Here is a 26358-nt window from a genome sequence, read left to right as displayed (position 1 = left end):
AATTTTAAAAACATGAAATTACAAAACACAACTGCCCTTATTACGGGTGGCAATACAGGAATTGGATTTGGCATTGCACAAGCATTGGTAGCCGAAGGGGTAAATGTGGCGATTACCAGTCGGTCTTTAGGCCGGGCGGAAGAAGCTGCGGAAAAAATCCGAAAAATGGATGGATCCAAAGGAGAAATATTGGCTTTTGAAATGGATGTCAAGGACTTTAACGCCCAGAAAAATGTGGTGGCTCAGGTACTTAAAGAATGGGGTAAATTGGACTTTTTTGTAGCCAATGCAGGTGTTGGTCATTTTGCACCTGTACAAGATTTGAGTATAGAACAGTGGCAAGATACGATTGACACCAACTTAACGGGCGTATTTTATGGTATAAAAGCGTCTGTTGAAGCATTGAAAGCAACAAAAGGTTTCTTTTTGACGATTTCAAGTTTAGCAGGCACAAACTTCTTTGCTAGTGGATCGGCCTATAATGCGAGTAAATTTGGATTGACCGGATTTACTCAAGCTGTGATGCTGGATTTAAGGCAATACGGAATACGAGTAAGTACGATTATGCCAGGTTCAGTAGCTACGGGCTTTAACGACCACCAAGTGGATGAGAAGGATGCCTGGAAAATTCAAAAAGAAGATATCGGGGAATTGGTTGTAGGGCTTTTTCAATTAGATGCTAGAACGCTTCCTAGTAAAATTGAGGTTAGGCCATCCCAAACGCCAAATAAATAGGGCAGTGAATTCATCGAGGTTCGATACAATTTTGGAGCAAATTGGAAGACCAATAGTTTCAAATTAATTATCATATTTAATCATAGAAAAATACCGGCTAACATTCCTAAATGGCCGGTATTTTTTTGTGATTCACATTTTTTTAGTTCCGTTCATGAAATAATGCTGATTATTTCATGATTAAAAAATACACGGTAAAATGTTGATTTTTAGTGTTTTAATAACTTGGTTACCATTGTTGAGGGTACTATTTTAATCGCAATTAGTCGATAATATGCATTTCATGTAAAATCAATCCCAACCTTTTTAAATTTTTAGTAAATTGTTTGATTAGATTTTAACTTTTCAATTTAAAATCGTAAAATAAGTCAACTATTTATTTTAAGTATTACATACAATTTATGGACACATTGATTAAACGAAGAGATTTTATGGGAAAAGCTGCTGTGGCTGGATTAGGCCTTGGGTTGGCCTCGTCTACCCTTTCATTTGGCGCCCCATCTGTTAAACGGAAAAAAAATGTTGGTATAATAGGACTTGACACCTCGCACAGTATTGCCTTTGTTAAAGCCTTTAATGCTTCTGATGCTGCATCAGATCTGGGTGGTTATAAAGTAGTTGCTGCCTATCCTCATGGTAGTAAAGACATTAAAACTTCTGTAGAAAGGATTCCAGGCTATATTGAAGAAGTGAAGAAGTTTGGTGTTGAAATAGTGGACTCTATCGCTTCCCTTCTTGATAAAGTGGATGTTGTTCTGTTGGAAACAAATGATGGTAGACTGCACTTAGAGCAGGCATTGGAAGTTTTCAAATCAGGCAAATCGGTATTTATTGACAAACCGATAGCGGCTTCTTTGCCAGATGCAATAGCAATATTTGCTGCTGCTAAAAAATACAATGTGCCGGTTTTTTCCAGTAGTTCTTTAAGATATATGGAGAATGCAGTGGCTGTAAGAAATGGTGAAATTGGTGAAGTCTATGGTGCAGATGCATTTAGCCCAGCTAAATATGAAGTTACCCATCCAGATTTATTTTGGTATGGAATCCATGGTGTAGAAACACTTTATAGCCTAATGGGAGCTGGTTGTAAAACTGTCCAAAGAACGTATACTGAAGGAGCAGATGTAGTAGTAGGAACTTGGGAAGGTGGAAAAATCGGAACCTTCAGAGGAACAAGGTCAGGTAAAGGTGGCTACGGTGGAAAAGCTTTTGGTGAAACAGGTATCATGGACATGGGTGGCTATGGTGGCTATCGTCCATTATTAGTAGAAATAGCCAAATTCTTTGACTCAGGAATATCGCCTGTCAGTGAAGAGGAAACCATTGAGATTTTTGCTTTTATGCAGGCTGCCGATGAAAGCAAGAAAATGAATGGCCGTTCTGTTTCCCTTGAAGCTGTTTTAGCTAAAGGTAAAAGAGATGCCCTAAAAATTAAAATTTAAACAATTACCATTTAATATGAAAAATAGTAGAAGAACTTTTGTAAAAAAGGCCATCGCTGGAGCAACCTTTGCGACAGTTGGAGGGATGCTACCTGGTATGTCTGCAAAGAGTTATGGAAAGATCATTGGTGCAAACGATCGTATCAATGTAGCCAGCATGGGTGTTGTCAGTAGAGGACATGCAGTTGGAACTAACTTTGCTAGCCAGAAGCAATGTGATGTGATTTATAGCTGTGACGTAGACGTTAGGGCGGCTGAGAAATTTGCTGGATCTATTTATGATATTCAAGGCAGAAAGCCAAAAATCGAAAAGGATATAAGAAAAGTCCTTGAAGACAAAGATGTTGATGCTTTGGTGGTAACAGCTCCTGATCACTGGCATGCACCAGCAGCCATTTTAGGCTTGAAAGCAGGCAAACATGTTTATGTAGAAAAGCCTTGTGCGCACAATCCTCATGAAGGAGAATTGCTAATGCGAGCACAAAAGAAATACAATAAAGTAGTTCAGGTGGGTAATCAAAGACGTTCCTGGCCAAATGTAATCAAAGGTATTGAAGAGCTTCACAACGGAGTTATCGGAAGACCTTATATGGCAAAAACCTGGTACGCAAACAACAGAGCGCCCATCGGTAACGGTAAGCAAGTTCCAGTTCCTGAATGGTTGGACTTTGAATTATGGCAAGGACCGGCTCCAAGGGAAGCTTATAGAGACAATTTAATCCATTATAACTGGCATTGGTTTTGGAACTGGGGAACTGGTGAAGCACTAAACAATGGTACCCACATGGTGGATCTTGCGCGTTGGGGATTACAAGTAGAATACCCTAACAAAGTAAACTCTTCAGGTGGAAGATATAGGTATGAAGACGATTGGCAAACTCCAGATACACAAGTTATCAATATGGAATTTGACAACAAATCCATGATCACCTGGGAAGGCAGAAGCTGTAACGGGAAAAAAATTGAGAGTGGAAATGTAGGAACTTTGTTTTATGGCGAAGAAGGAAGCCTTTTGATTGAAGGTGGAAATTCATACAAGATTTTCAACCTTAAGGATGAATTGGTAAAAGAGGTTAAAAATGATCAAGTAATTGACCCTACCAATACCTCTAATCCAGCCCAAGCTTTGGATGCACTTCACATCCAAAACTTCTTTGATGGAATTACCAATGGCATAGAAGTAAGATCTGAAATCGTAGGTGCTCACCAAAGTACCTTGCTATTGCAGTTAGGAAATATCTCTCAGCGTATCGGAAGAACTTTACATGTAGATTCTTCTAATGGAAACATAAAATACGATCCAAAAGCAATGGAGCTTTGGAAAAGGGAATATGAGCCGGGTTGGGAACCAACCGTTTAATTCTGGTATTTATTCAAACAGTAAGGCCAAACCATATTGGTTTGGCCTTTTTACTAATAATTAATCAAAATTTTCTTACATGGAATTAAGTACCATTGACCTGATCGTAATCGGGGTGTTCTTTTTATTGATGCTTCTCATAGGCGTTTGGTCCTATTTTAGAAACAATGATGCTGAGGACTATTTTGTAGCAGGAGGGAAACTCCCCTGGTGGCTATCTGGGATATCTCACCACGTATCAGGATATAGTGGAGCCGTATTTGTGGCCTATGCAGGATTAGCTTATACTCACGGGTTTTCATTATACATATGGTGGGCCCTGGGAATTGGTTTGTCTGTTGTCTTATCAGCAAAGATTTTCCCAGTTTATTGGGTACGTTTGAGAAAACGATTTAAAATCCAATCTCCTCTGGAGTTTCTTGCTACCCGCTATAATCTTGCGACCCAGCAATTAATGGCATGGAGTGGTGTCATCCTTAAATTATTTGATATAGGCGCTAAATGGGCTGCTATAGCAATTTTATTGAATGTATTCACCGGAATATCACTTACCTATGGTATTTTGATCTCCGGAGGTATATCTCTGCTTTACATTACCTTTGGAGGTTTGTGGGCAGTAATTATTACCGATTTTGCTCAGTTTATCGTTCAGATCATTGCAGGCCTTGTAATGTTTTATGTGGTGATCGAGAAATTAGGAGGTATTGAAAGTGTGTTTACCGTATGGGACCAGTTACCAGAAGGTAATGGGGATGCTTTTAATGAACCATATACCGTTGGTTTTGCACTCTTGTTCTTGTTTATCAATTTCCTTTCTTACAATGGTGGACAGTGGAACCTGGCTACCAGATACATTTCTTCACCTTCAGAACAAGAAGCTACAAAGGCTGCGAGATTATCCGGTATCCTATACATCATCTGGCCATTGATATTGTTCTTTCCGATGTGGGCTGCTCCAGTGATTCTCCCCGGCTTGGAAGACCCAACACAGTCTTATGGGATTTTGACCATGGAATTATTGCCTGTAGGCCTAATAGGCTTGGTAATCGCTTCGCTTTTTGCCAATACCATGTCCATGACTTCTTCTGATATAAACACGATATCAGCTGTAATTACAAGAGACATACTACCTGCACTTAATAAAAAATTCGAACATGGTAAAACCTCATTGTTTACAGCAAGGATTACCACCTTCCTTTTCACCCTTGGAACCATTCTGGTTGCCCTTCAATTTGAGAAATTTGGCGGGGTTTTGGGACTAATCATTAGCTGGTTTGGTGCCTTGGTTGGGCCTATAGCTGTACCTATGTTATTTGGCTTGATTCCCATGTTCAAATCTTGTGGTCCTAAAGCCGCTATAGGATCAATTCTGGTTGGTCTTTTGGCTTTTGTCATTACCAAAAATGTAGATGTAGGAAGCCTGGCCCTGGAAATAGGCCTACCGGTAATCTGCTCTACAATCACTTACATTCTGGTTGGTTTTATTGAAAGAGACAATGTGCCTGATAAGGTAAAGCAAATGCTTGAAGATGTTTCTCACGAGTAGCAATAAAAAAATTAGGTTATTAATTAAAAAGGGGGCCACTTTAGCAAAGTGGCCCCCTTTTTTTATAGCTGATTTGGTATTATTTAAACGGGCTAAACTGTAAATCCTGATAAAGCCAAATCCTTCAATGACTACAACTGGGCAGCTACTCTTTTAAAATAAGCAATGCTTTCTTCTACATCGGGAAGGTTATTCTCCCAATTGTGCTCATATTCTGCAGAAAACGCTCCTTCAAATCCTTGTCTATGCAATTCATGAAGCACGCCTGCCACATTACTGTTGCCAGTTCCCCAAGGAAGATCATGTGCCTCTCTGATGCCAAATTTGTTTAAATCCTTTATATGAAGGCTTATAACTCTACCTTCCAATTGTCTAAGACAATCGACAGGGTTTAGCCCAGATCTGACCCAATGACCGATGTCAGCGCATACTCCCATTAAATCAGATCTACCATCTAGCAATCTTTTAGCTACTTCAGGATGCCAATAGTAAGAGGGTACAGGATGGTTGTGTAAAGCAACTTTAATTTGGTATTCTTCACAAAGCTTTTCAATCTGGTCAAATTGATTAGGCTTTGCTTCGGAGGTGAGTATTCCTATTCCCATCTCTTTGGCAAAATCAAATAATTTGGGCAAATCCTCATCGCTGGCATTGACTACCCCATAACCTACTGCTTCAATGTCGTATTTTTTCAATAAGGCTTTGATTTTTGCTTTTCCATCAGCTGTTATGGTTGTGAAATCGGTTGTTGCGTCACCAGTCTTACTAATTCTTTGTCCGGGATACAGTTCCACATATTTTACTCCTATACTGTTGAGTTTTTCAAGTGTTTCCTCTAGCGAAAAAAGTTTAAAAGTGTAAGCTTGACTTCCCACTTTCCACCCTTTGGGCATCCCTTCCTGAGCATTAACATGGAAGGATAGCATTAGAATAAAGGATAATAATCCTAATTTGAATGATTTATTATTCATAGGTAGATTTGTTTAGTTAGGTTTAGTTAATAACTTTCTAAAATTACTTGTTTTTGCTGACAGAATGAAATCTAAAGATTTCATTCCATTTTTATATCAATTTTGGCATGAATCATTTCTTCATTTCGGGATAAAGGTCTCAGTGGCTAGTCACTTGAAATAAAGGGTTTAACGTTTCCGGAATGGGAGCATTTGTTTTCTCCCTCCAATTTTCGAGTAAGCTTAGCAGTTCTTCGGCTTTATGCGTATTTTTATTCACCAGGTTATTGCTTTCGGAGATGTCTTCTTTAAGGTTATACAGCTCTTTGGCATTGTTTTCAAAGTATTGGATGAGCTTCCAATCTCCATACCGAACAGCGGAACCGGGTCGTGTTCTGAACACAGGGTCCTGGCTCTCCCCATTGCCTCCCTCCAGGTAAATAGGGAAATGCCAGAAAAGAGGCCTTTTTGGAAGGTTTTTGTCTTCTGTCAATAAGGGGAGCAAGCTAAGTCCGTCCAAATTTTTATTTTCCGGTTGTTTAATACCGGTTAATTCCAGAAGGGTTGGAAAAATATCAAGGTTTGTAATCGGTATTTCTGAAACTTGATCCGGACGTATCCTACCAGGCCAAACAGCAAATGCAGGTACCCTGATTCCTCCTTCATAATATGAACCTTTTCCTGCTCTCAATGGCCTTTGCTTGGTTACCTTATAAAGGCCACCATTGTCGGTGATAAAAAAGATAAAGGTGTTGCCAAACATGTCTTTTTCGTGCAATAAGTCGATCAGGCGCCCAATATTTCTGTCTAAATTCTCCACCATGGTAGCATATTTAGCATTGCTTTGGCCATTGGATGGTGATTTTACAAGGTATTTGTCCAGCAAGCTCGTCACCGGTTGGATTGGGGTATGTACGGCGTAAGGTGAATAATTGAGGAAAAAAGGTTGCCTTTGGTTGTTGGCTATAAAATCAAGTGTTTTGTCCATCACCAAGTCTGTCAGGTAGGCATCGTTTTCTGCTTGAATACCAGGTACATTTCTGTAGGGAGGATAATAGCTACCGGGATTTCCCGCATCAGATCCTCCGATATTTACATTAAATCCCCTGGTTAAAGGATCTTGGCTGATGTGCCATTTGCCCGAGTGGCAGGTGATGTAACCGTTTTGTTGCAATAATTCCGGGAACAGGAGGTGATGGTCAGCAATGGTTTCCTTATTGACTATCGGGACAAGCTTGCGGTTTTCGGTACGCCCTCTTTCAGAAGTTCCAACGGTATAAACGCCATGACGGGGTGTGTTCTCACCACTCATCATACAGGCCCTGCTGGGGGCACAATTTGCCGCTGCAGCGTAGGCTTGATTAAAAATCATCCCCTTGGAGGCCAAAAGGTCCAGGTTTGGGGTTTCATAGAATTGACTGCCCATAAAACCTGTATCTCTCCATCCCATGTCATCCACATTGATTAAAATGATATTAGGTAAATCATTAGTTTCTGTTTTTTGATACCCAAAAACTTGTAATGAAATGAATAGCAAAAAGCAGTATAGGGTCAATTCCTTTTTCATTTGGATGGGTTTACATTTTTTTAGGTATAAGATAAAGTCTAATGTAGTTACTAAAAGAAGTTAAATATTGGTAAAATGACTTATTTTCTAACACATCGGTATTCCTTTTCTGCTATCTTAGAACGAGGTTAAATCTAGGAGATATTTTTAGTAATTATTGTGTCCCCACAAATTTAATGGAGGAATTGCAAATTAATAGCGCGTTTTTTCAATGGGCAAAAGCACCAATAAAACAAATAACGGCGCTTAGAAATGGGCTTCCACACAGGGTGTTCACCTTAATTAAAGTGATTATATATAGTGGATAAATTTATGAGACAAATAACATTTCTATTAATTGTAAGTGTATTGATTTCCTGTCAATCCAAAAATAATGATCAGGGGAGTTATGATGTAAAGTATTCGGTGGATACAGTTCTAATAGATTCCAAGGATCGGCTTTTAGACATCAATAGAAGTCTGTTAATATCTGATTTAAATGATGAAGAAAGTTCGATTTTTTTGTTTAACAGCTTTGATCATTCAATTGATGAAGTAAACCTGGATAAGCTTGAAGTTGTGAACAATTATCCATTCGAGGCGGAAGGGCCTAATGGAACTGGTGAGCATGTCAATTATATTAATATTTTAAAAGATGATTTAATTTTCATCAAATCCTTTAGTGAGTCTGCGGTATTCGATAGAAATGGACACTTAATAAACAAAATGGACTGGTTAAATGCAATTGATTCAAAGGGAATGAAGTATGGAGAGATCCCACGGAATGAAGTGGGTATCGGTGCTAGTGACTTTAAGGTATTTGGGTTAAACTATAACAACAGAAAGAGTGAAATTTGGCTTGACATTTTATCGGTAAAAGATAATGCCGTCGAGCGATTTGAAATAGATGCGGAAAAGTCCTACCATAATTTTGTGATTAAGTTAGATGATCCGGAATACTACACTTTTCTGGATCCCATTGTTTTCCTTTCGTCTGAAAATGATTTTATCATGGTTAGCCATCAATTTTCAAATGAAATCTACCTTTTCAATGCTGAAGGGGCGCATGTGAAAACCGTCAATTACCAACCTAAAAGCACGCCAAAGCGTGCCAAAGGCCTTAGTGGAAATATTACATCCAATGGACACGTCGATGAAGCCTACCAACACTTATTGGAACAAGTAAGGTTTGGGCCGCCGGTATGGGATAGGGTGAAAAAGCGGTATTTTCGTTTATCTGCCATGAGAATTTATTCTGACACTAGGGAGCAACATTCATCTCAACCCGAAATCCAGGAGGTGAATGTATTCCTGTCTGTATTTGATGCTGATTTTAACCTGGTATCTGAAGTGGTTATTCCAGAGTTGAATAATGAGTTTGCCAAGTATTTTGCTAAAGATGGAAAACTATGGGTTTTTCAAAACTTTTCAGATGAATTGGGTTTTATCGTTGTTGATGTTTAATGGCGGGGCGGAAGCGTTTATTCTTTTATAGTATGCTACTCAAAATTTAGATTCAAAATAGAGAATGTCGGCACCCTTTTTATTAAGCCCTAAGCTTAAGCAGTGTGAAAATTCGATTTTTTTAATTTAAGCTAGGGATTTTCTAAATATTATTATTAAAATAATAGCTTAGTTAAAGACTGTCATTATTTGTATTTCAGGCTTTCTTGAATCTTTAAGACCCCTAATTGCAATGAAATACCTGAGACCCTTCCTTCTTTTAATGCTATGTTTATATTCCTGCGGAACAAAGGTGGATAAACAGAGTGGTGAAATTAGCCTTAAATCCGTCACTTTTGAGAAGCTTGACAGTATTCGTATCGATTAATTGGGGAACCCTACCGTACATGATCTGGATCCGGTATCCGAATCAATACTTGTCTAAGTACTAGGATTGCCTCTAAAAGGAGATTATTTAGATAATGGTGTGTATGAGGATATGTGTTTTATTGATCAATTCTGTTAAAACTAAATAGACTTCATTAAACATTTCCAAAAATATTTAAAATCTCCTCTGCTCTTTTTAATTCCTTGTAGGATAATTCTTGTTTCCGCTCGATTTTTCTTGAAATCTTCCAAATGAAACTTGACTGAAGAGCATCAATTATCCCAAGAGCCCTGCCACTCTGATCGATTTTTAACCACCCCTCTGCTGTTATTCCTTGAATCTTTGTGAACATGCTTATTCGATCTACTTCTTCAATTGCAGCTTCTCCTTTATATCTTTCTTTCAGTTCTGATTTGGTATATAAATCAGATTCTAATGCCGCAAGGTCAAAATCTAGGTCGGTTTCTTTTAACTTTTCCCAACAGTCTTCTTTTTTAGCCCATTCCCCGATAAGTCCTCCAGGAGCAGTGTTGCGCATAAAAGTATCAACTTTTTTTAGTGCTGCAAATAACATCGTAGTCAAGCTCTCAGACAATCCTTGTCCCCTCCATATTTTATGGAGATTGATTTGACCTTCAGTAGAAAGATAGAGCCAGGCCACGGTATAAGGAACTACCATATACCTTAAGTCTCCTATTGCTCTGCTTCCAGTTCCATAGAGCTTTTCTGAAGCACGGAAGATAATAGCTTTGGCGACTAGATCTTCGTAAAAGACTTGATCTGTATCCAGATTATCAACAGTTTTCATTAATTCGATAAAATTCCGCTGCCTTCCCTTTACTACCCACCAGGGTAGCATTTCCCAAGAATTATAAAACCTTGCCAAATCTTCTTTCGCAAAGCTCTGATTCTTAGGATTCCGTTCTTGCCACTTCTTCCTTTGTCCTGGAGTATCAATTTTAGACAGCTCATCATTATATTGGCCACGTGCCCGTTCATAAAACCATCTAGTCTGACTTCCCCCTGTCTGTGCGGGTGCCCATATTTTTCTAGAAAGATTTTGCACTTCAATGTGGAATGGATGGTTAGACGTAAGATCAGCTTCTGAAACCTTGTTCTGTGTGTTGGCATAACGCGATATAAGGGATACGATTTCAGCCTTCCTCTGATTATCCTTAATTACCGATAATTTAAGCTGCACAAAAACGCTATCAATATCTGCTTCTTTGAATTTTCGCCTGGTTTGGAATATTGAGGCTGTCGTCTGGCCTCCGTTAACAATCTGAAAGTCTTTAATTGATATGATGCTTTTTTTATCATCTGTCAACTCTACTGATTCAGCAGTTGCCGAAATGCCATTGTTGTAAGCCATAAACATGTGTGGCTCTTTCAGAATGGTATCTCGGATTCCCTTATTAATATTTCCACGGAACTGTAGAAAGGTTCGCACATTCTGTTCCAGTAGTCTTGCCCCAAAATCCCGATATACATCTGCGAGAATACGGGCAGGTACAACAGCCAAATAGGACTCATAATCTGCATTTTCCTTTGGCATGGGTAAACATGGAATTCTTTCGGAAAAACTCTCCTCAAATTTTATCTCAATAGGTTCCCTTCCTGAGCCTGAGACATAAATGCGATGCAGATATTCAATATCTCTAAGATGATAGTTGATAATAATATCACCATAACTTGATGAAAGTGGAGGATCAAGCGGAATAAGTGTGTCAGAAAGTATATAAATATTTATTCTAACTACCTCAGAGGCAATTTTCTTAATAGTCTGTGCAAAATCAAAAACAGGCGCTGTTTCTTCAATAACTTCCATCTTTCCACCGAAAATATTCTGCACAAAACGAGTAGAGAGGTTTACCGCACTTTTTAGCTCATCTGCATACAAGCGCTTAAGCTCCGTAGTGCCTTTGAAAACAGTTATAAACAGGTCTATAGTTTCATAACCTTCACTGAGGGCGTAGCCATTGATTTTATGAATACGATTGCCTATGCTATTTTCCCTGATTTCACGACAAGGGCGAGCACCCTCTGTTTCACTTGCTTCTTCGAGGTATTCTAAGGCTGTTTCAGTAAATTTTTCTTCCCTTATACCGCCTGTTTCCTCTGTTCGGATAAAATCCGTGACATCTTGTAGCAATTCAGTTCTGAAACGAGTCAGTTCAAGATTGTTCATTCTCGTAGATATTTATCCGTTCAAGAAATTATTTAAGTTAGTCCCATCCGTGAGTTCAAAGTCTTCTAGCAAATTGACCGCCTCGTCAATTTCAAGTGAATGACAGAGTTTGTTATAAATATCTTCAATAGTTCCTTCAAAGTTGATTACTCTTTTAGCTCTGCCAGTATCTTGCTGCGAGATAGGTAAAATATCTATTCTGGATAATTTGCTTACAGTTCCATGTTCCAGCTTTACAATATTCGATTTCAATTCACAGACATATTCTCTAACAATGCCAGTAGTCCCATGTGCTTTTTTGAGATGAATCTTTTTTCCAGCTTTCAAAATGGTTGTTCTTTTAAGTTGCTTTAACTCGCCTATGATCTCAAAAACCAATTCAAGTTCTCTCCGATATGCGGGGCTTTCCAGATCATCATGAGATAGAGGGTTCATCACCACTCGCAGACAGTTTCGGAGTTTATTGAATGGAGTAAAATCCAGATCGTGTTCAGTAAGGTAACTCTCAAACCTGTCGATGAGCGAGGCCAATTTATCTACTGGTTTGATGTCCCCATTTGGAAGTGCATCGTACTTCTTATGGTTAGGGAGAAATAGCTTGATAAGATTTTCACATATTCTTCGCTGATAATTAGCACAAGCGGGATATTGTTTCATTTTGAAATAGTATCCCGCTCTCTCAAAATTATCTTCTCCGGGAATTAAGGCAGGTTGATCAAACCCATCTGAATGATGATCTATATAAACTTCCTGATAAAACCAGTTGCTGTTACCCAGATGGTTCCTCGCTAGTTCATACCATTGACGGTCATAGGTGGTAAGTATAATCTGGTGATTCATAAAGGTATCGCCTTCCGTTCCTTCAATTTCTGTGGCTGTGAATATGTCAAGTAACGGCATCCGGTTTGAAGTATCCAGCCCGGTAAAAATGTCGTCCAAAAAAAGTAATTCGTAGTCCGTAGATGGCACTGAAAGGTGGGCTGCAAGAAAGATGCAGATAGCCAGAGCACTGAGCCTTGCTTCATTCAAAAAGTAATGATAGTTCTCAGGTTCCTCGTTTAGGTTGATTCCGAAATAACTGACATTCAATTGAAGGAAAGGGGTATTTGCTTCGACCTTTTCTTTACTCAGAGGCTCGAAACTGACAGTCAGGGATTGATCGAAGTATTTTAGGAGCGCATTCAGAGAAGTAGAAAGATCGCTCAGAATTTGATTAGCTCCGTTTCTGAAATCCGTTTGGTTGGTATCATCTGGTGCAGTTTGTACGTTCTGCCATAACTCTGACATCCTGATATTCGTCTCTGCCTGTGATGCAGAAGGATTCGGCATTTCTGAGAGCAAACCTTCTTTGCCAAAAAGAAAGTCAAACAAATTGACCTTGGGGTCATTGATAAAGTGTATCCGCATCAAGTCTCGGTAACTCATAAAACTCCTTATCCGAGCTACAGATTTCAACAGGTCATGATCAGGATATGGAATATGTGGATCGTTAGAAAATGTAAAGATTTCAGGGTCTCCTTCACCTTTGAAGGTAGTTCGAACAAAAGGCTGATGGTCGGAATCGATTTGTTTAGAAAAAACATTCTGAACCACTTGACTGTCTGGATCAACACTTGATTGAAAAAGATCTTTTAGTCCTTTGAAGACCGAACTTTTACCACTTCCATTTTCACCGTAGAGGAGCAGATTTTGTTTGCCTCCGAAATCAATCTTATGTTTGGTGTTTTCCTTGCCTTTCTCATTGTAAAACGCCCGGTAATTGTTCAGTATTATTTCTGAGATTCTCATGCCGGAAAGAGTTAAGAGGTGAACACTGCTTTGATTCTGCTGACCTTACTCTGATTGCTCAGGTAAAACAGCACTTCACGCACGGGATGCTTTTTATGGTAGAGTTTCCCAAAGTTTTCTTCCGCCAATCTGTTAAGAGTCTCGCCTTCAGGTAACTGCTCTGGAATAAGCTTGTGAAGTTCATGGCGCAGGATTTCCATTTGGCTTTCCAGGCTTTTCCCAAAATAGCAACAGAATACAAGTGCGTCCAGAATATTAGAGTAATAGGATTTCATGGTACCTGTACCCTGTTTCTCTTCTGTGCGAGCAGCGGCTACTAGCAGGTCATATAGGTTTTCAAAGAGTTGTACGTCCTCGAGTTCAGGCGATATCAATGGAAAGTTTTCCAGTACTTCCCGCTCAATGTAATAGGTGTCTTTTTTCTGCTTGCCTGAGACACGTACCCATGCTCCGAAGAGAGTAGAATTATATACAGCCGTAAGGTATTTAGCATTTAAGCTAGACGGGCGGATGACCCAGCAACTGTCTGAAAATACGGCCTCTCCATCACTGTAACTGAACATGACATATTTGGACTCTTTCAACCCAACTACAGATGCTTTAATGTCTAAAAATTGTGTGCCTGGATTGACAATTCGGTTGTTTGATTCAGGGTTCAGGTAAAACTGCCGAATTTCATCCGCTCCATAATAAGGCTTCATATTTGGACCCGAAGGAGCATGTTCTGATGGTATTATTAGGTTTTGCAGGTTCCTTAATTCAACCGGATTGATTACAGGATTATTCCAGTAATTGGGAACGACCCCACCACTCAACTCGGATTCGTTTAGCATGGTATTCCGCGATGCCTCTTCCTTCAACAAGTCCCCAAAAGTCTCCCGTGTCATGGTATTCCGTACCATAGAAGGAGCCTTGCTTTCGTCTTCTTCATCTGCAAACTCATCATTGTCCAGTTCTTCCGGATAATCGAATAACTCCTTCTGGAAAACCTCATTTACCGCATAGATTACTTTGGTCTCATGTTCGATATGTGGAAAACTCAGTGCGAGTCCTACAATAGGAACATCGCTGTATCCCTCGTCTCGATCATTCGGAACGGGATTGAGCAGGTAAATAAGCAACAATCCGTTGGTCTCAGGACGATTGGTTCTAATTCTTAGTGGGTTGGGATGAATAACGATATCAGGGTTGCCTCCAGTTTTTTTCCGGTCTTCGGCCGTTTCGTTTAGTGCTTTTTCGAGCTGTTCGTCACTGAGATCAATGTATTCGTGGAAGTTTCCGATAATGTGTGCTTTGACAAGGTCGTAGGTACCTGAACCCGGCTCTGAGCTGTCTCTTCTAAAAGACAATCCAATTGTTTCCTCATTGAAATATTGTACTCGATTCTCATCACGTGACTTGGTGTTTTCGATGATCGCAACCGTCCAATCAGTCAATTTTGGATATTTTGCATTTGCCTGCAATTTGATATAATCAGCAAGCAGTCTTGTGGAAAATGATTTCTGAGTGGACTGATATTCAAGCAGAAACCTGATAATTTCCTGAGAATTATTTTTCAAAGACCAAACAAACCTCTGGCTTTGTAAATGGGAACTATCGTTCGATGCGCCTGTAGGACTACCTAGTTTTTCTAAAAAGGTCTGAGTAGTCTGATAATTCTTTTGAAATAAGTCTTTTCTATGACGGTCGAACTGCCAGGTTTCTTTTAGGTCTCCAGAAAAGCTGAAAGACATCATTTTTTGTAACGGAACTTATTGGTAGCGGTAATCGTGAGTACTCCCGTATGCGCCCTTACCTTAAGTCCAAATTCTCTTGGAGTTTTGCGCTGTAAATACATACGATCAAATTCTGCCCGCATCTCTTCGGTAGCTGCTGCAATATGTTTGTAATGGGAAACGAGTTCTCCACTGGTAAAGAGGCGGCAGAGATCGAGGTAACCTGGTCGGTAACCAAACCACCTCCCCATCTGCATCAAGGTATCATACATTTTGGAGGAACGCAGATAGTAACTCACGGTCAGCCCTTCCAGCGTCAGCCCCCTTGATAGCTTGTTGCCTCCAACTGCAATCACAGAAAGCCCTTTTTTCTGGTAATCGTAATAATCTAGCGCCTGAATATTCTCTGGCTCCAACCCTCCCAACAGTTTTGAGCCATGTACTGCTCTTAGTTGAATTTTCATTATTGCCGGAAGCAAGTGTAGCTTTACTTCATTCCATGGCACTGGTTTAATATCCGGGTCTTTGACCCCAGGGTGATTTATTATCTCTTGAGTCTTAGGCTCAAACTCTCTCAGCCAGATATCCGCGAAATCTTCCAGAATTGCTGGCTGGTTAAATTCTATCCTGTTCTTGTATTTAGAAAGCTCCTCGTCAACCAGTCCTGCAATGTGGTTCTGCCAGTCTACAAAACGGGTGACATGGATCAACATGGAATTATGCACGTTGACCTGCCCTCGCACACGCCTTGCAGCACAGGCGAGAATAAAATGTTTGATAGCTGTTTTAAGGCTATCAGGAAGATCATTAGGTTTAGTATCGTCTTTACGATGGCGATCAGGTATAAAATGACTGTTTTCTGACCTGATATTTTCTGTTACTTCCTTACTGTCAAAGTAATCACCGGGCTGATAATCTCTAACCAGTTTATACAGGTGAATAGGGTCTGAAGCTCTTTCATCATCGGCTTCCTCTTCTCTGGCTTCCTCATACATTTTATCTTCCCGCTGAATACCAAAAACTTTTTCGGGGCCGATGTAATTGGATGGTGGAGGAATATTGATGATAAAGTTGCGTGGAAAAAGATCTTCACCTACCGGATATTCTTGATTACCCACCTTTACTTTCAAGCCCTTTGGTTCTTCGCTGTCATCCTCCGGTGTGGGTATAAACACGTTGGCATAAGGGGTTGCAGTATAACCCACATAAGCGCTCTTCTGAAAAAGTTTCAGTAATGCCCGAATGGAACCATTAATAGCAGAGACACCTCCATGACTGATATTAATGGAAGCATTATCAGCCTCATCATCAATCAAGAGCAAGGGTATTTTCTTAATAATTCTTTCATCTCCGTTTAAGTCCTCTCCAATTTTTGCGGAGATCCACTTAATAAGATTCTTCAAAACTGCGTTGTTTTCTTTATCACAACAACGACTGGATCTGTACCTCTTAGGTTTAGATTGATTGTTTCGGCAACAGCTTGACGGAAATCTCCGTTCGGTGCGCTGCTAGTTAAAGAATGAGCAGGTACATCTGGATCGAAACGTCCTACACCCATGCGGTTAGTCCCGCTCTTAAAGCTTCTGCTCGTTTCAGTATCATAACCTAAAAAGCCTTCATCGATCCGCAACTGGGTTTGGCTACGCAGACTATTGTGGATACCTGCCATTACGACAATCAGTTTGTATCCGGCATCTGCTGCTTTGGTTATCAAACCGATATAATTTGAAGTTTTACCTGATTGTACATGCCCAACCACCAATCCCCGTTTGTCATATTGATCGTGAGTATCTGGGTCTGCCAACCTGTCCAAAATGTTGTTGGTCAGTTCATCCAGTCTGGAAATAATTTTAGGAGCAAACTTCTTTTCATCGGTTAGGTAGTTTTTATAACGGTTCCAGAATTTGCGGTTTTCAGGATTTTCAGCCCATTTGTCAATGACCCAGGGCTGAAGTTTGTCATTGTCGAGAATTCTGGGGGCTTCTTGTGATACTCCTGTAACTGTGAGCAGTCTTTCATAAAGATGCTCCCTAGCAGCAGCTGCTCCGGGCAGTATCATGACAACCTTTTCAATAGCACTTCTGATCTTCTCAGGGGTTTCAGGAAGGTCTAAGTCCAGCAGATTTCTGCATATTTTCTGGGCTTGTTCAAGTAGAGTCGAATCGGTCATAGCTCAAGGGTTTCAATAAGTTCGGGATAATCGCTAAATGGCTCGGTCATCAGAAGTCTTTTTTTAATGGTTTCATCTGAATGGCCTTCCGTTCTCCATCCAGTGAAAAGTTCCATCATCAAAGCCGTTAATTCTTCCGATGGTGTTTCCTTAAAAGGGTGAACCATACTGTCAGGGTATTCATTTTCCCTTGCAATAATCGCAGGGCCAGGGACAGTTTCTTCCAAAATCCGCAACAATCTTTTCAGTTCTTTTTGTTTTCCAGGGAATTTAGCCATCTGAGCAGCTATTGCAGGATGTTCTTGGTTCACCCTGAAATAGTAACGGTTGTACTTTACCATTTCCTGCCATACAAATGAAAAATCTTCCGGAAGGGATCGTTGTACTTCCTTTCCTCGGTGCCGGAATACTTGTTCGGCCTGCACCATAGTGGCAGTAGCCAAGGCTTTGAGATTCTGTCGCATCCACACCGGTGGCCTTGCCCTCGATTTTTTAATATCAATCTGCCAATCCTGATCCAGATGATTAGGCAGGTTAATCATTATCCTCGCCAGTTTGTAATGAGACTTTTTCCGTGTAAAACCCAACCAGTCAGCAGCGAGTAGCAATCGCTCATTTCTATAAATGTAGAATCCTTGAAGGGCATCCCAACCTCCTCTAGACTCAACGTCCATCCACTTTTCTTCACCCAATTTTGATCGATGAGGCAAGATGTAAGGTTTCACCTCAACCTGACCTTCTTCAAAGGTTTCTTCGGGAAGTGGTTGTGTTGCTGACTCACCCCTTAAAAAGGGGTCCCATGCTTTCACAGGGTTTCCGTTAAATGTGATTTTAAGTTTTGATTTCTCAAGGTAACGATGGAATACAAGTTCTAGATGACGCTTTACCTTTTCGCCTACTCTAAGAAAATCGTCTTCCGTATTGGGTGATGTTTTTGTTCCGACAATGCGATCTAGGTGTTCCCAAACTATCATTGTTCCGGTTCCAATATCGTTTACAGTCGCAATGTCTTCATCATCCGCTATTTCCAGAATATTCCAACCACCTTCTTCACTTACTACATAATCGAGATCCCAACGCCAGGTAGTAATAGGATCAGACTGAGTTTTGGAAAGCACTGTGAAAACTCGGCATTGTGAAAAAGAGGCTGTCTTGAGTCCAAGACCAAACCTTCCCAGGTCATTGGGGGCTCTTTTTTCGGTAGGATTCTGGCTTCCTGGTCTCATGGCTTGCGCAAGAGCTTCCTCATCCATTCCTGCTCCGTCATCCATAAAGGTTATCCGAGAGTGAAGTCCGTCCCACTCAAACTGAATCCATACCTTTTTTGCTCCTGCAAAAATAGCGTTATCAATAATATCAGCCACAGCAGTTTCAGGGGTATAGCCCAGATCACGAAGGCTCTCTACCAGCGAAGCTGCCAACGGAGAGGCTTCTCTTTTTCTTACATCTTTATATTTTTCATGTGTGCTCATGAGATTTTGGCGGCTTGTATTTTCTGTTTTAGTTCTTCCAGACTCAATACTATATCCTTTCTCCTGTGTACCATGCGATGACAATTGGCACAAAGTACCGTCAGGTCTTCCGCTGGGCTGGTCACTCTTGCTATATTTTTTTACCCCCTAGTGGAATGAGGTGATGAACTTCTATAAAACCATCTGCCCAGACTCCATATTTCGATACAAAATCAAATTCACAAGCCTGACAAATGGCACCATGGATCGCTATAGCCTGATTTCTGAGTCGGATGTCCCGTTCAGCTTTTCTTGACAAATACACTTTTTGACCTCCTTCTGTACGGCTGATAAATTCCTCTGGGATTTCTGTCGGATCATTAAACTCTGTTTCATTTTTTACAAAACGCTCGTAGCTCTTAAAGGCACTGCGGAGGTCTTTTCTTCTTTTACTATCACCACCTTCTACCAATTTCTTTTCTATCTCATGAAGTTTTTCAACCTCCACAACCCCATACAGCCCTTCCTCTTCTTCAATATTCAAGGAAAACTCCTTCTCAATAGATCGTTCTATTTGATTTGTGTAATTCCTAACCGTTCTTTTCTGGTAAGCTGTCCCATCAGATTTCCCAGTCTGTTCCAACCATGAGGCAAATCTTTTTTTCTTTTTGTACATTTTCTCTGTGTATTCTTAACCTTATTTTATCGGCTGTTTCTTTTAGGTTATTTTTGTTATTTGAAAATTCATTCCAGATTTGTTCTTCCAGTTTCGAGCCTGCTTTCATTCCTTTTCCTCCATATAGAGGATCAAACCGTTTGAAATTTGCTAATTTCAGTGGAATGCTATTAACACTTCTTTCAATGCCATATTCTTCGTTCAGTCTGGTTAGCAAATTACTGATTTCATGCACTTTGGGGTGTCTTCCATCTATCTGCCCGTACTCTAGGTGGAAATATAGATCAAGTGCAAGAATTAACTCTTCTCTCTTCCAGGTTATATTTTTCATTGTGTTATTTCAGAGAGTTTATGTTTTACAAAAAGATAATGAAGCAAGGCATAGGCTGTATTTACACTTAAGGCATTACCCGCTTGTTTGTATAATTGGGAATCACTTAGATCCGCTTGTCTTGCGTTTTGGCAGAATTCATTAGTGAATCCCTGTAGTTTCAGAGCTTCTTCAGGGGTCAGTCTCCTAATGGGTTTTTCCATTATTTCTTCCTTAGATACTCCCTGGTTCGAAATACCTCTCTGTATGTATTCCTCAGAATAGTAGTTATCCTGACTCGCCCTGTGCATCTTGGCCATTGTAGCTGTCAGTGTACGGGCTATCGGTAGATCTATTTCTGATTTTGACCAAAAGTTTTTTGAGCCATCTGCGAGAATGATTCTTTTGGTTTTAGGACGGATCGTGTACTTAGCATCAGCATTTTTTTCAAGAATATCCAGAACACTATCGTAGGTGCACAAACTGTGGTTGCCTATCTGATTAAAGTTTTCTGTGATGAGTTTCTCTGTAATCTCGGGCAGCGATTGAATTCTGCTGCATACAATAAATATCCTAGCTCTGCGCTGTGGTAAGCCATAATTCTGTGTGTCCAGCAATACATGGGTAACGTGCTTATAATCGTGATCCCTGAAAAACTGTTTGATATAATTCAGTGTTTCTCCTTTATTAACTACGGCCAGATTTCTTACATTCTCAAGGATGATGAATTCTGGCTTTTTGGCCTTCAGAATTTTGTCCACACTGAAAAGTACTTTTCCACGTTCGTCTTCCATGCCTTTCTGTTTACCCATTAGGCTAAAGGTCTGGCACGGGAAACCCCCAATCAACAGGCTAAAATCCGGAGTTGTCTCAACAGAGTCTTCTTGTGAGGTAAAAGCATTGATATCACCCATGTGTATTTCTCCATTTAGGTTATAGTTCGCCTGATAGTTGTTGATAGCAAACTGATCAATTTCTGAAAAGGCATTGCAATGAAAACCTGTATTAAAGTCCTCATTGAGTAGCTCCAATGCCTTACGGAAGCCTCCGATGCCTGAAAAAATTTCTATATATTTCATTTCCAGTATTTCATTATTTCTTTACCCAACATTTCTGCCAGTTTTACTGGTACTGCATTTCCTATTTGCTGATACCATTCATTTGGTCTGCCCATGAACACATAATCGTCTGGAAAGGTCTGTATTCTTGCGGCTTCTCTGGGGCTCAGACCTCGTGCCTGCCAGGGGTGGATATACATATGACAATCAATTCTCATATGTGATGTTATCGCCTTACAAACTCTATCAGGTATTAACTTAAAATATTTATCTTTAAAAATTTCCTCACGGTTCTTATATTTCAGAATGTCTTGAATGCTCTCATGACCTGAATCACCTCCCTGTGGCAAACGTCTGAATATTTCTCTATCATTCTCATTGTTAAAGCGGGATTTGTGATTAAAAAGATAGTACTGCTTCTTTTCTCCATTGATATATCTACTGTAGGCGGTTTCAGGAATATTATATTTTCTGATTTTATAACCAATACTTTCATTCTCAACAAAAGGTTGATTAAAATCCGTTCCGGCCTCTATTTCCGGTAGACTTTCTAAAGCATGTCTCAATAAGAATTTTGTCCCAGAAGCCTTAGATTTTATTGAAAGAGCAATATTTTCAGGGTTTACTCCAATCCGATTTCCAATTATAAAAAACCGCTCTCGGTTCTGCGGTATGTTATAGTCTTTGGCATTTAGGATAAGAAAACAGTATTCGTACTCTGGTCCGAGAATACGCTTCATATCTTTTTTAATCTCTTTAGTTTTTCTAGCCATACCTTTTACATTTTCCAAAAGGAAAAATGGAGGATTCACTTCTTTTAAAATTAATAGAAAGTCTTTATACAACTCATTACGTGGATCATTCAATAGCGGTTGACGGTTTGCTGTTGAGAAGCCTTGACAAGGTGGACCACCAGTGATTAAAAACGCATCTTTTAGTGCTTTCTGGTAATAACTATGTGCCTCAGTGAATTCCCTCATGTCACCAAAATGATATTTATCTGGACTTAGTTTATGGTTTAGATAATAAGTTTGAAGTGCACTGAAATTAAAATCAGAAGCAAATACTGGATTGAAACCTGATTGTTCCATTCCTAAACTAAGCCCCCCGGCTCCCGAGAAAAAATCTGCCATTTTAGGTTTATTTAACTTATCATTTTTTTTTGTTTTTTATTTAAGCTATATTTTGTAGTTAATGAAGAATTTTTTAATAGTATTGATGAATAAATAGTTGAGTAAACATTAATAGCTTCTGGACCTAAAAACTGGATAATTTTACTAGGAATTTCTTTCGGAATAGGACTAATATCTGTTAGCTCTTTGGTGGGGATATTTTCCAAATCAATAATTCTTGATAAATCCTTAATCACTTCTTTTATTTTTTCCTTTTCATTTTTCGGACGACTATTAATTATGAAATCAATCATTAATTCTATTTAAAATTTGTTCTATGAAAAATAATAATTTAAATAAGTAATAGGAATTATTGATGTTTTTGCTTTGAGTTATTACATATTTTGTACTTAGGTCTTTATTGTTTAAACTTGAGTACAGCATTGCTAAATGAGCAATCGACATAAATTACCTTTTCATTAAACCTTTTGTCAGTTGAAATCTTATAAGTTTTTTTAAAATATATTAAAAACTGAGATAATACAACCTCTATTATTTAGTCGATCGTTAAATATTCCAACTTATTTTTCAACCTGGATTCTAAGATATGGAAAAAATGTAGCGTTATGTAGTAAACATGAGTTGACACCTTATTCAACAAGCTTTCTGAAAATTTGTAAAATGGATTATTACATAGGTATTAAAAATAAAACAGGTTTCTTTTCGGTAATTTTTTTTGATTGGGCCAAGGTACAGATTTATTTTGGCATAAGATTTACAACAGGAATTATGCAGTCCCAGTAGGGCTTCTCTCCTCACAGGCAGGTATGGAAGTGCCAATGGAGTTTTGGAATTGGGTAGTGATCTCAATGCTGGGGAAATAACAATAGCCCAATATTTAAAAGATGTAGGGTACCAAACTGGAATGTCAGGGAAATGGCATATTGGAAAGGAGCCAAAAGCCGCTGGGTTTGACTTTTCTGTGTTTTTTAAGAGCAATGGCACCTATTATGGAAGACAAATCAACGATGAGGGAATTGTAAGGAAAGTGGAGGAACACTGTGACCTCTATTGTGCTGAAAGGTCTGTAGACTTTATTAAAGAGGCAGTAAAAAAAGAGGCTCCATTTTTCCTTTTCCACAATACCCAATTGCCTCATATGAATGGCGATTTAATCTGGGATGCGCGAAAAGAGACCAAGGAGAGGTATGAAGTTTCTGAAATGCCAGTGGCCGCAAACCGTTTGGATGACTTGTCAGGTAAGCCAGAATACCTAAAATCTGTAAGGAACCTCAGCCAGGCAAAAGTATATGGGTATCCAGATGAACAAGCGATACAAAAGCATACCCGGGATTATTATGCAGTAATTACGGAAATGGATGAATACCTGGGCTTGCTTTTTCAAACCATAGAGGACCTGGGTTTAAAAGAAAATACCTACGTGTTTTTCATGAGTGACAATGGCTGGATGCTTGGAGAGCATGGCTTTACCAGTAAAGTATTGCCTTATCGGCCTTCTACGAGGGTGCCACTATTTGTAATTGGCCCCAACTTGAAACCTTTGGATTTGGATCAGATGGTTGTTAATATTGACATTGCACCTACCATTTTAGAGATGGCAGGAGTTCTTCTGCCAGACAATCTCCATGGTAAGAGTCTTTTACCGCTTTTAAAACAGGAAACTGTGAATTGGAGAAGTTCTTTTGTGTATGAAGGCCTGGGCACCTACGGCGGCGCTTTACCGAACTTAACAGTAATCAACAAAGATTTTAGGTATATTGAAACATTCGAAAACGGTACTTTGGAAAAGGTTATTTTTCAGGAATTTTATGACCAGAACAATGATGCATTGGAAGTAAATAACTTAATGGGTTCGGCAGCAGTGAAATCAAAAGTTGGCGAAGCCCAGAAACTTATCAATGCACATAAAAACAGGATACTAAAACAATAAATTAATAGCAGCATAAAGCATTTGAAATGAAAAACAATAAATTTCTTTACTTGTTATCGCTAATGATATTGGCGGCTTCAGCATGCCAACCTGAGGAAGTCGTTCAGACAGAGAATTATCCTTCTATCAGTGGGGTCTATCCTCATTTGGCTTATTATAACAATGAAGGGGAATGTGGAACAGGTGCCGTGGTGCCTTGGGCAGATAAGCTTTGGGTGATCACTTACGGGCCCCATCTACCCTTGGGTTCTTCTGATAAGCTCTATGAGATTGATCAGGACCTAAACATGCAAATCAGACCTGAAAGCATTGGCGGTACACCAGCCAATAGGATGATCCATAAAGAAAGTGAGCAATTGTTCATAGGCCCCTATGCCATCGGAAAAGATGGAGATGTAAGGACCATTCCTTATACAGATATGCCGGGAAGACATACCGGAAATGCCAGACACTTAACAGATCCTGCCAACAAGATTTATTATGCCAGTATGGAAGAAGGATTCTATGAGGTAGATGTGCATGATTTGACTGTCAAACAATTCTATGAAGACGGGAATATACGAAGTAAGAAAAAAGACGACACCGACACCAATCCTGCAGGTAGCCTACTGAAAGGTGCGCATGGCAAGGGCTATTATTCTGGGCAAGGTGTTACGGTTTATTCAAACAATGGAGAGTCAGGAAGTCAAGCACTGAAGCAGTTTGATATAGAAGCTGGTTCACTTTCTGAATGGGATGGCAAGGATTGGAAACTTGTGCGAAGAAACCAATTCGTAGAAGTAACTGGCCCGGGAGGGATCTATGGCAATGCCAATCCGGAAACAGACCCAATATGGGCGACCGGTTGGGACCATAAGTCTATAATCTTAGCTTCCAGAAATGCAGAGACGGGTTGGTCATTTTATCGCCTTCCCAAAGCCAGTCACAGCTATGACGGTGCACATGGGTGGAATACAGAATGGCCAAGAATCGGAAACGTTGGAAAAGAGGGTGAGCCGGACTATCTGATGACCATGCATGGTATGTTTTGGAGATTTCCAGGAACGTTTAACCAAGGCAATACAGCAGGAATTCGACCAAGATCTGCTTACTTGAAAGTAGTTGGTGACTTTACCCGTTGGAACGATGGTTTGGTATTTGGTACGGATGATTCTGCCAATAAAGAATTTTTGAATAAAAGAAGTGCCAAAGGAAATATTCAAGGTCCCGGACAATCCAACTCCAATTTATGGTTTGGTAGCATGGACTTGCCTGATGAATTGGGGCCCAATACTGCCAATGGCGCATTGTGGTTGAATGAAGAAGTAACAGCAAACCTCGCATCCGATCCCATGTTGTTTGCAGGTTGGGAGAACAGAAACCTTTGGATAAAAAATGAAGGCAAATCCGATGTGGTTTTTACTATTGAAATTGATTCCAAAGGCGATGGCAATTGGGAAACCAAGGACGAGGTGGAAGTGAAAGCAGGAGAGAGCACAAGAAAGTATTTTGATCAAACTACAAAAGGTGAATGGATTCGATTGACTGCCAACCAAAATACCACAGCCACTGCCCACCTGGCATTTGCCAATCCTGAAACCAGGAAGGCGATGCAGGCAGGGATTTTTGAAGGGGTCAATACCATTGAACAAAATGATTTTACTGGAGGATTCTTGTATGGATTAGGGGATGACAGGAGAAAATTAGGCTTGGTGGCCAAATCTTATAAAGCGGGGAAATCGACAGACTTGGGCTATTATGAAATGGATGATAAATTCCAACTGGTAAAAGTGGAGGATCCGACTACTCAGGAATTCATCAATGAAAATTTTCAAATTCCAACCAACGTATTTGAAGTGGATGAAGCTTCAGTGCTGGTCATCGATGATCAGGGAAGAAGGTGGCGTTTGCCTAAAGGCAATGACCTATACACCGAGCCATCGTTGGCGGGAAACCTTCGTATCTGTAGAGAAGTGGCTACTGAAAGAGACTTGTTCAATTGCCACGGCACCTTCTATGAATTGCCTGCAGAAAATGCGGACGGTTATGCCAAAATCAGACCTGTGGCTTCTCATGAATTGAAAATTAACGATTATGCTTCTTATAGGGGGATGTTATTGTTAACAGGGGTTGACCCTGAAGCAGCAGCTTCCAATGAACATATAGTGGTGTCTGACGATGGAGCAGTAGCCGTATGGACAGGGGCAATAGACGATTTATGGCAGTTAGGTAAACCTGTGGGGAAAGGCGGTCCTTGGGCCAATTCAGCAATCAAAGCTGAAACGCCATCTGATCCATATCTTTTTGCATTCTATGACGATCGTTCTCTTGAACTTAGTCACGATTCGGATGAAGATGTTACGTTCACCATTCAGATGGAGCCTATAGGACATGGTCCTTGGATGGATTGGAAAGAAGTAACGGTACCTGCAGGTAAAAAGCATGTGGAACAATTTCCTGATGGCATTGAGGCAAGATGGGTTAGATTGGTAGGCAACCAAAACTGCAAAGCAACTGCTCAATTCACCTACAAGTAAGCTTTAGAAACAC

At 39.9% G+C, this 26358-nt stretch carries 19 protein-coding genes and 1 pseudogene; 7 read left to right on the top strand and 13 right to left on the bottom strand.

All coding sequences use genetic code 11. From position 1 onward, the window contains the following. Nucleotides 1-12 precede the first annotated feature (12 nt). The 4 genes from ADICYQ_RS22985 (at nt 13) to ADICYQ_RS22970 (ending at nt 5083) form a co-directional block, all read left to right on the top strand. Complete coding sequence (locus ADICYQ_RS22985; RefSeq protein ID WP_020889268.1) at nt 13-735, top strand: SDR family oxidoreductase; 723 nt, start codon at nt 13-15, stop codon at nt 733-735. A 401-nt stretch (nt 736-1136) separates the two neighbouring features. Then, entirely contained in the window at nt 1137-2177 is a 1041-nt protein-coding gene (locus ADICYQ_RS22980) for a Gfo/Idh/MocA family protein (RefSeq protein WP_020889267.1), read from the top strand. Nucleotides 2178-2193: 16 nt separating this feature from the next. Next, entirely contained in the window at nt 2194-3537 is a 1344-nt protein-coding gene (locus ADICYQ_RS22975; protein ID WP_020889266.1) for a Gfo/Idh/MocA family protein, read from the top strand. A 79-nt stretch (nt 3538-3616) separates the two neighbouring features. Beyond that, on the top strand, nt 3617-5083 hold the full coding sequence (locus tag ADICYQ_RS22970; RefSeq protein ID WP_020889265.1) for a sodium:solute symporter family protein: 1467 nt from the start codon (nt 3617-3619) through the stop codon (nt 5081-5083). 131 nt (nt 5084-5214) lie between these two features. Here ADICYQ_RS22970 and ADICYQ_RS22965 read toward each other — a convergent pair whose 3' ends face one another. After that, the gene (locus ADICYQ_RS22965; RefSeq protein WP_020889264.1) at nt 5215-6054 is read right to left on the bottom strand and encodes a sugar phosphate isomerase/epimerase family protein; all 840 of its coding nucleotides are present in this window, start codon (nt 6052-6054) and stop codon (nt 5215-5217) included. A 139-nt stretch (nt 6055-6193) separates the two neighbouring features. Further along, nucleotides 6194-7600, bottom strand: coding sequence for a sulfatase (locus tag ADICYQ_RS22960; protein ID WP_020889263.1), 1407 nt, complete (start codon nt 7598-7600; stop codon nt 6194-6196). Between the two features lie 312 nt (nt 7601-7912). Between ADICYQ_RS22960 and ADICYQ_RS22955 the strand changes: the two genes are divergently transcribed. Beyond that, nucleotides 7913-9043, top strand: coding sequence for a DUF4221 family protein (locus ADICYQ_RS22955; protein ID WP_051160332.1), 1131 nt, complete (start codon nt 7913-7915; stop codon nt 9041-9043). Nucleotides 9044-9564: 521 nt separating this feature from the next. Here the strand turns inward: ADICYQ_RS22955 and ADICYQ_RS22950 are convergent. The 11 genes from ADICYQ_RS22950 to ADICYQ_RS22910 all read right to left on the bottom strand — a co-directional run bounded on the left by ADICYQ_RS22950 (nt 9565) and on the right by ADICYQ_RS22910 (nt 22192). Continuing rightward, entirely contained in the window at nt 9565-11598 is a 2034-nt protein-coding gene (locus tag ADICYQ_RS22950; protein WP_020889260.1) for an AIPR family protein, read from the bottom strand. 12 nt (nt 11599-11610) lie between these two features. Further along, on the bottom strand, nt 11611-13386 hold the full coding sequence (locus ADICYQ_RS22945; RefSeq protein ID WP_020889259.1) for an AAA family ATPase: 1776 nt from the start codon (nt 13384-13386) through the stop codon (nt 11611-11613). An 11-nt stretch (nt 13387-13397) separates the two neighbouring features. Continuing rightward, on the bottom strand, nt 13398-15122 hold the full coding sequence (locus tag ADICYQ_RS26385; protein ID WP_020889258.1) for an endonuclease: 1725 nt from the start codon (nt 15120-15122) through the stop codon (nt 13398-13400). Further along, complete coding sequence (locus tag ADICYQ_RS26380) at nt 15119-16504, bottom strand: Z1 domain-containing protein (RefSeq protein ID WP_051160330.1); 1386 nt, start codon at nt 16502-16504, stop codon at nt 15119-15121. The genes ADICYQ_RS26385 and ADICYQ_RS26380 overlap by 4 nt, the downstream gene beginning before the upstream one ends. Continuing rightward, a complete protein-coding gene (locus ADICYQ_RS26375) occupies nt 16501-17271 on the bottom strand; it encodes a hypothetical protein (protein ID WP_020889256.1) in 771 nt (256 codons plus the stop codon). Before ADICYQ_RS26375 ends, ADICYQ_RS26380 begins: the two co-directional genes overlap by 4 nt. Then, entirely contained in the window at nt 17268-18743 is a 1476-nt protein-coding gene (locus ADICYQ_RS22935; protein WP_020889255.1) for an ATP-binding protein, read from the bottom strand. Before ADICYQ_RS22935 ends, ADICYQ_RS26375 begins: the two co-directional genes overlap by 4 nt. A gap of 130 nt (nt 18744-18873) precedes the next feature. Next, nucleotides 18874-19398 (bottom strand): HNH endonuclease, encoded by a 525-nt coding sequence (locus ADICYQ_RS26370; protein ID WP_152520518.1) that lies wholly within the window; start codon nt 19396-19398, stop codon nt 18874-18876. Next, the gene (locus ADICYQ_RS22925) at nt 19343-19729 is read right to left on the bottom strand and encodes a hypothetical protein (RefSeq protein ID WP_020889252.1); all 387 of its coding nucleotides are present in this window, start codon (nt 19727-19729) and stop codon (nt 19343-19345) included. The genes ADICYQ_RS26370 and ADICYQ_RS22925 overlap by 56 nt, the downstream gene beginning before the upstream one ends. Further along, nucleotides 19726-20787, bottom strand: coding sequence for a DNA cytosine methyltransferase (locus ADICYQ_RS22920; RefSeq protein ID WP_020889251.1), 1062 nt, complete (start codon nt 20785-20787; stop codon nt 19726-19728). The genes ADICYQ_RS22925 and ADICYQ_RS22920 overlap by 4 nt, the downstream gene beginning before the upstream one ends. Then, nucleotides 20784-21899: a DNA cytosine methyltransferase gene (locus ADICYQ_RS22915; protein ID WP_020889250.1), complete on the bottom strand. Its 1116-nt coding sequence runs from the start codon at nt 21897-21899 to the stop codon at nt 20784-20786. Before ADICYQ_RS22915 ends, ADICYQ_RS22920 begins: the two co-directional genes overlap by 4 nt. Nucleotides 21900-21910: 11 nt before the next feature. After that, complete coding sequence (locus ADICYQ_RS22910) at nt 21911-22192, bottom strand: hypothetical protein (protein WP_020889249.1); 282 nt, start codon at nt 22190-22192, stop codon at nt 21911-21913. Between the two features lie 482 nt (nt 22193-22674). Between ADICYQ_RS22910 and ADICYQ_RS22905 the strand changes: the two are divergent. Both ADICYQ_RS22905 and ADICYQ_RS22900 read left to right on the top strand, forming a co-directional pair. After that, nucleotides 22675-23829 (top strand): annotated as a pseudogene (locus ADICYQ_RS22905) (sulfatase-like hydrolase/transferase); the annotation flags it as partial. 26 nt (nt 23830-23855) lie between these two features. Next, on the top strand, nt 23856-26345 hold the full coding sequence (locus ADICYQ_RS22900) for a hypothetical protein (protein ID WP_040417842.1): 2490 nt from the start codon (nt 23856-23858) through the stop codon (nt 26343-26345). Nucleotides 26346-26358: the final 13 nt, after the last annotated feature.

Source organism: Cyclobacterium qasimii M12-11B (assembly GCF_000427295.1).
In the GTDB taxonomy this organism is placed as follows: domain Bacteria; phylum Bacteroidota; class Bacteroidia; order Cytophagales; family Cyclobacteriaceae; genus Cyclobacterium; species Cyclobacterium qasimii.
Note: the sequence above shows the minus strand (reverse complement) of the source record. Positions and strands in the feature narration are given on the sequence as shown.

Bases quoted from the DNA above. Each gene is read 5' to 3' on its own strand.
- ADICYQ_RS22985 (WP_020889268.1), top strand. From the start codon at position 13: ATGAAATTACAAAACACAACTGCCCTTATTACGGGTGGCAATACAGGA.
- ADICYQ_RS22980 (WP_020889267.1), top strand. From the start codon at position 1,137: ATGGACACATTGATTAAACGAAGAGATTTTATGGGAAAAGCTGCTGTG.
- ADICYQ_RS22975 (WP_020889266.1), top strand. From the start codon at position 2,194: ATGAAAAATAGTAGAAGAACTTTTGTAAAAAAGGCCATCGCTGGAGCA.
- ADICYQ_RS22970 (WP_020889265.1), top strand. From the start codon at position 3,617: ATGGAATTAAGTACCATTGACCTGATCGTAATCGGGGTGTTCTTTTTA.
- ADICYQ_RS22965 (WP_020889264.1), bottom strand. From the start codon at position 6,054: ATGAATAATAAATCATTCAAATTAGGATTATTATCCTTTATTCTAATG.
- ADICYQ_RS22960 (WP_020889263.1), bottom strand. From the start codon at position 7,600: ATGAAAAAGGAATTGACCCTATACTGCTTTTTGCTATTCATTTCATTA.
- ADICYQ_RS22955 (WP_051160332.1), top strand. From the start codon at position 7,913: ATGAGACAAATAACATTTCTATTAATTGTAAGTGTATTGATTTCCTGT.
- ADICYQ_RS22950 (WP_020889260.1), bottom strand. From the start codon at position 11,598: ATGAACAATCTTGAACTGACTCGTTTCAGAACTGAATTGCTACAAGAT.
- ADICYQ_RS22945 (WP_020889259.1), bottom strand. From the start codon at position 13,386: ATGAGAATCTCAGAAATAATACTGAACAATTACCGGGCGTTTTACAAT.
- ADICYQ_RS26385 (WP_020889258.1), bottom strand. From the start codon at position 15,122: ATGATGTCTTTCAGCTTTTCTGGAGACCTAAAAGAAACCTGGCAGTTC.
- ADICYQ_RS26375 (WP_020889256.1), bottom strand. From the start codon at position 17,271: ATGACCGATTCGACTCTACTTGAACAAGCCCAGAAAATATGCAGAAAT.
- ADICYQ_RS22935 (WP_020889255.1), bottom strand. From the start codon at position 18,743: ATGAGCACACATGAAAAATATAAAGATGTAAGAAAAAGAGAAGCCTCT.
- ADICYQ_RS26370 (WP_152520518.1), bottom strand. From the start codon at position 19,398: ATGTACAAAAAGAAAAAAAGATTTGCCTCATGGTTGGAACAGACTGGG.
- ADICYQ_RS22925 (WP_020889252.1), bottom strand. From the start codon at position 19,729: ATGAAAAATATAACCTGGAAGAGAGAAGAGTTAATTCTTGCACTTGAT.
- ADICYQ_RS22920 (WP_020889251.1), bottom strand. From the start codon at position 20,787: ATGAAATATATAGAAATTTTTTCAGGCATCGGAGGCTTCCGTAAGGCA.
- ADICYQ_RS22915 (WP_020889250.1), bottom strand. From the start codon at position 21,899: ATGGCAGATTTTTTCTCGGGAGCCGGGGGGCTTAGTTTAGGAATGGAA.
- ADICYQ_RS22910 (WP_020889249.1), bottom strand. From the start codon at position 22,192: ATGATTGATTTCATAATTAATAGTCGTCCGAAAAATGAAAAGGAAAAA.
- ADICYQ_RS22900 (WP_040417842.1), top strand. From the start codon at position 23,856: ATGAAAAACAATAAATTTCTTTACTTGTTATCGCTAATGATATTGGCG.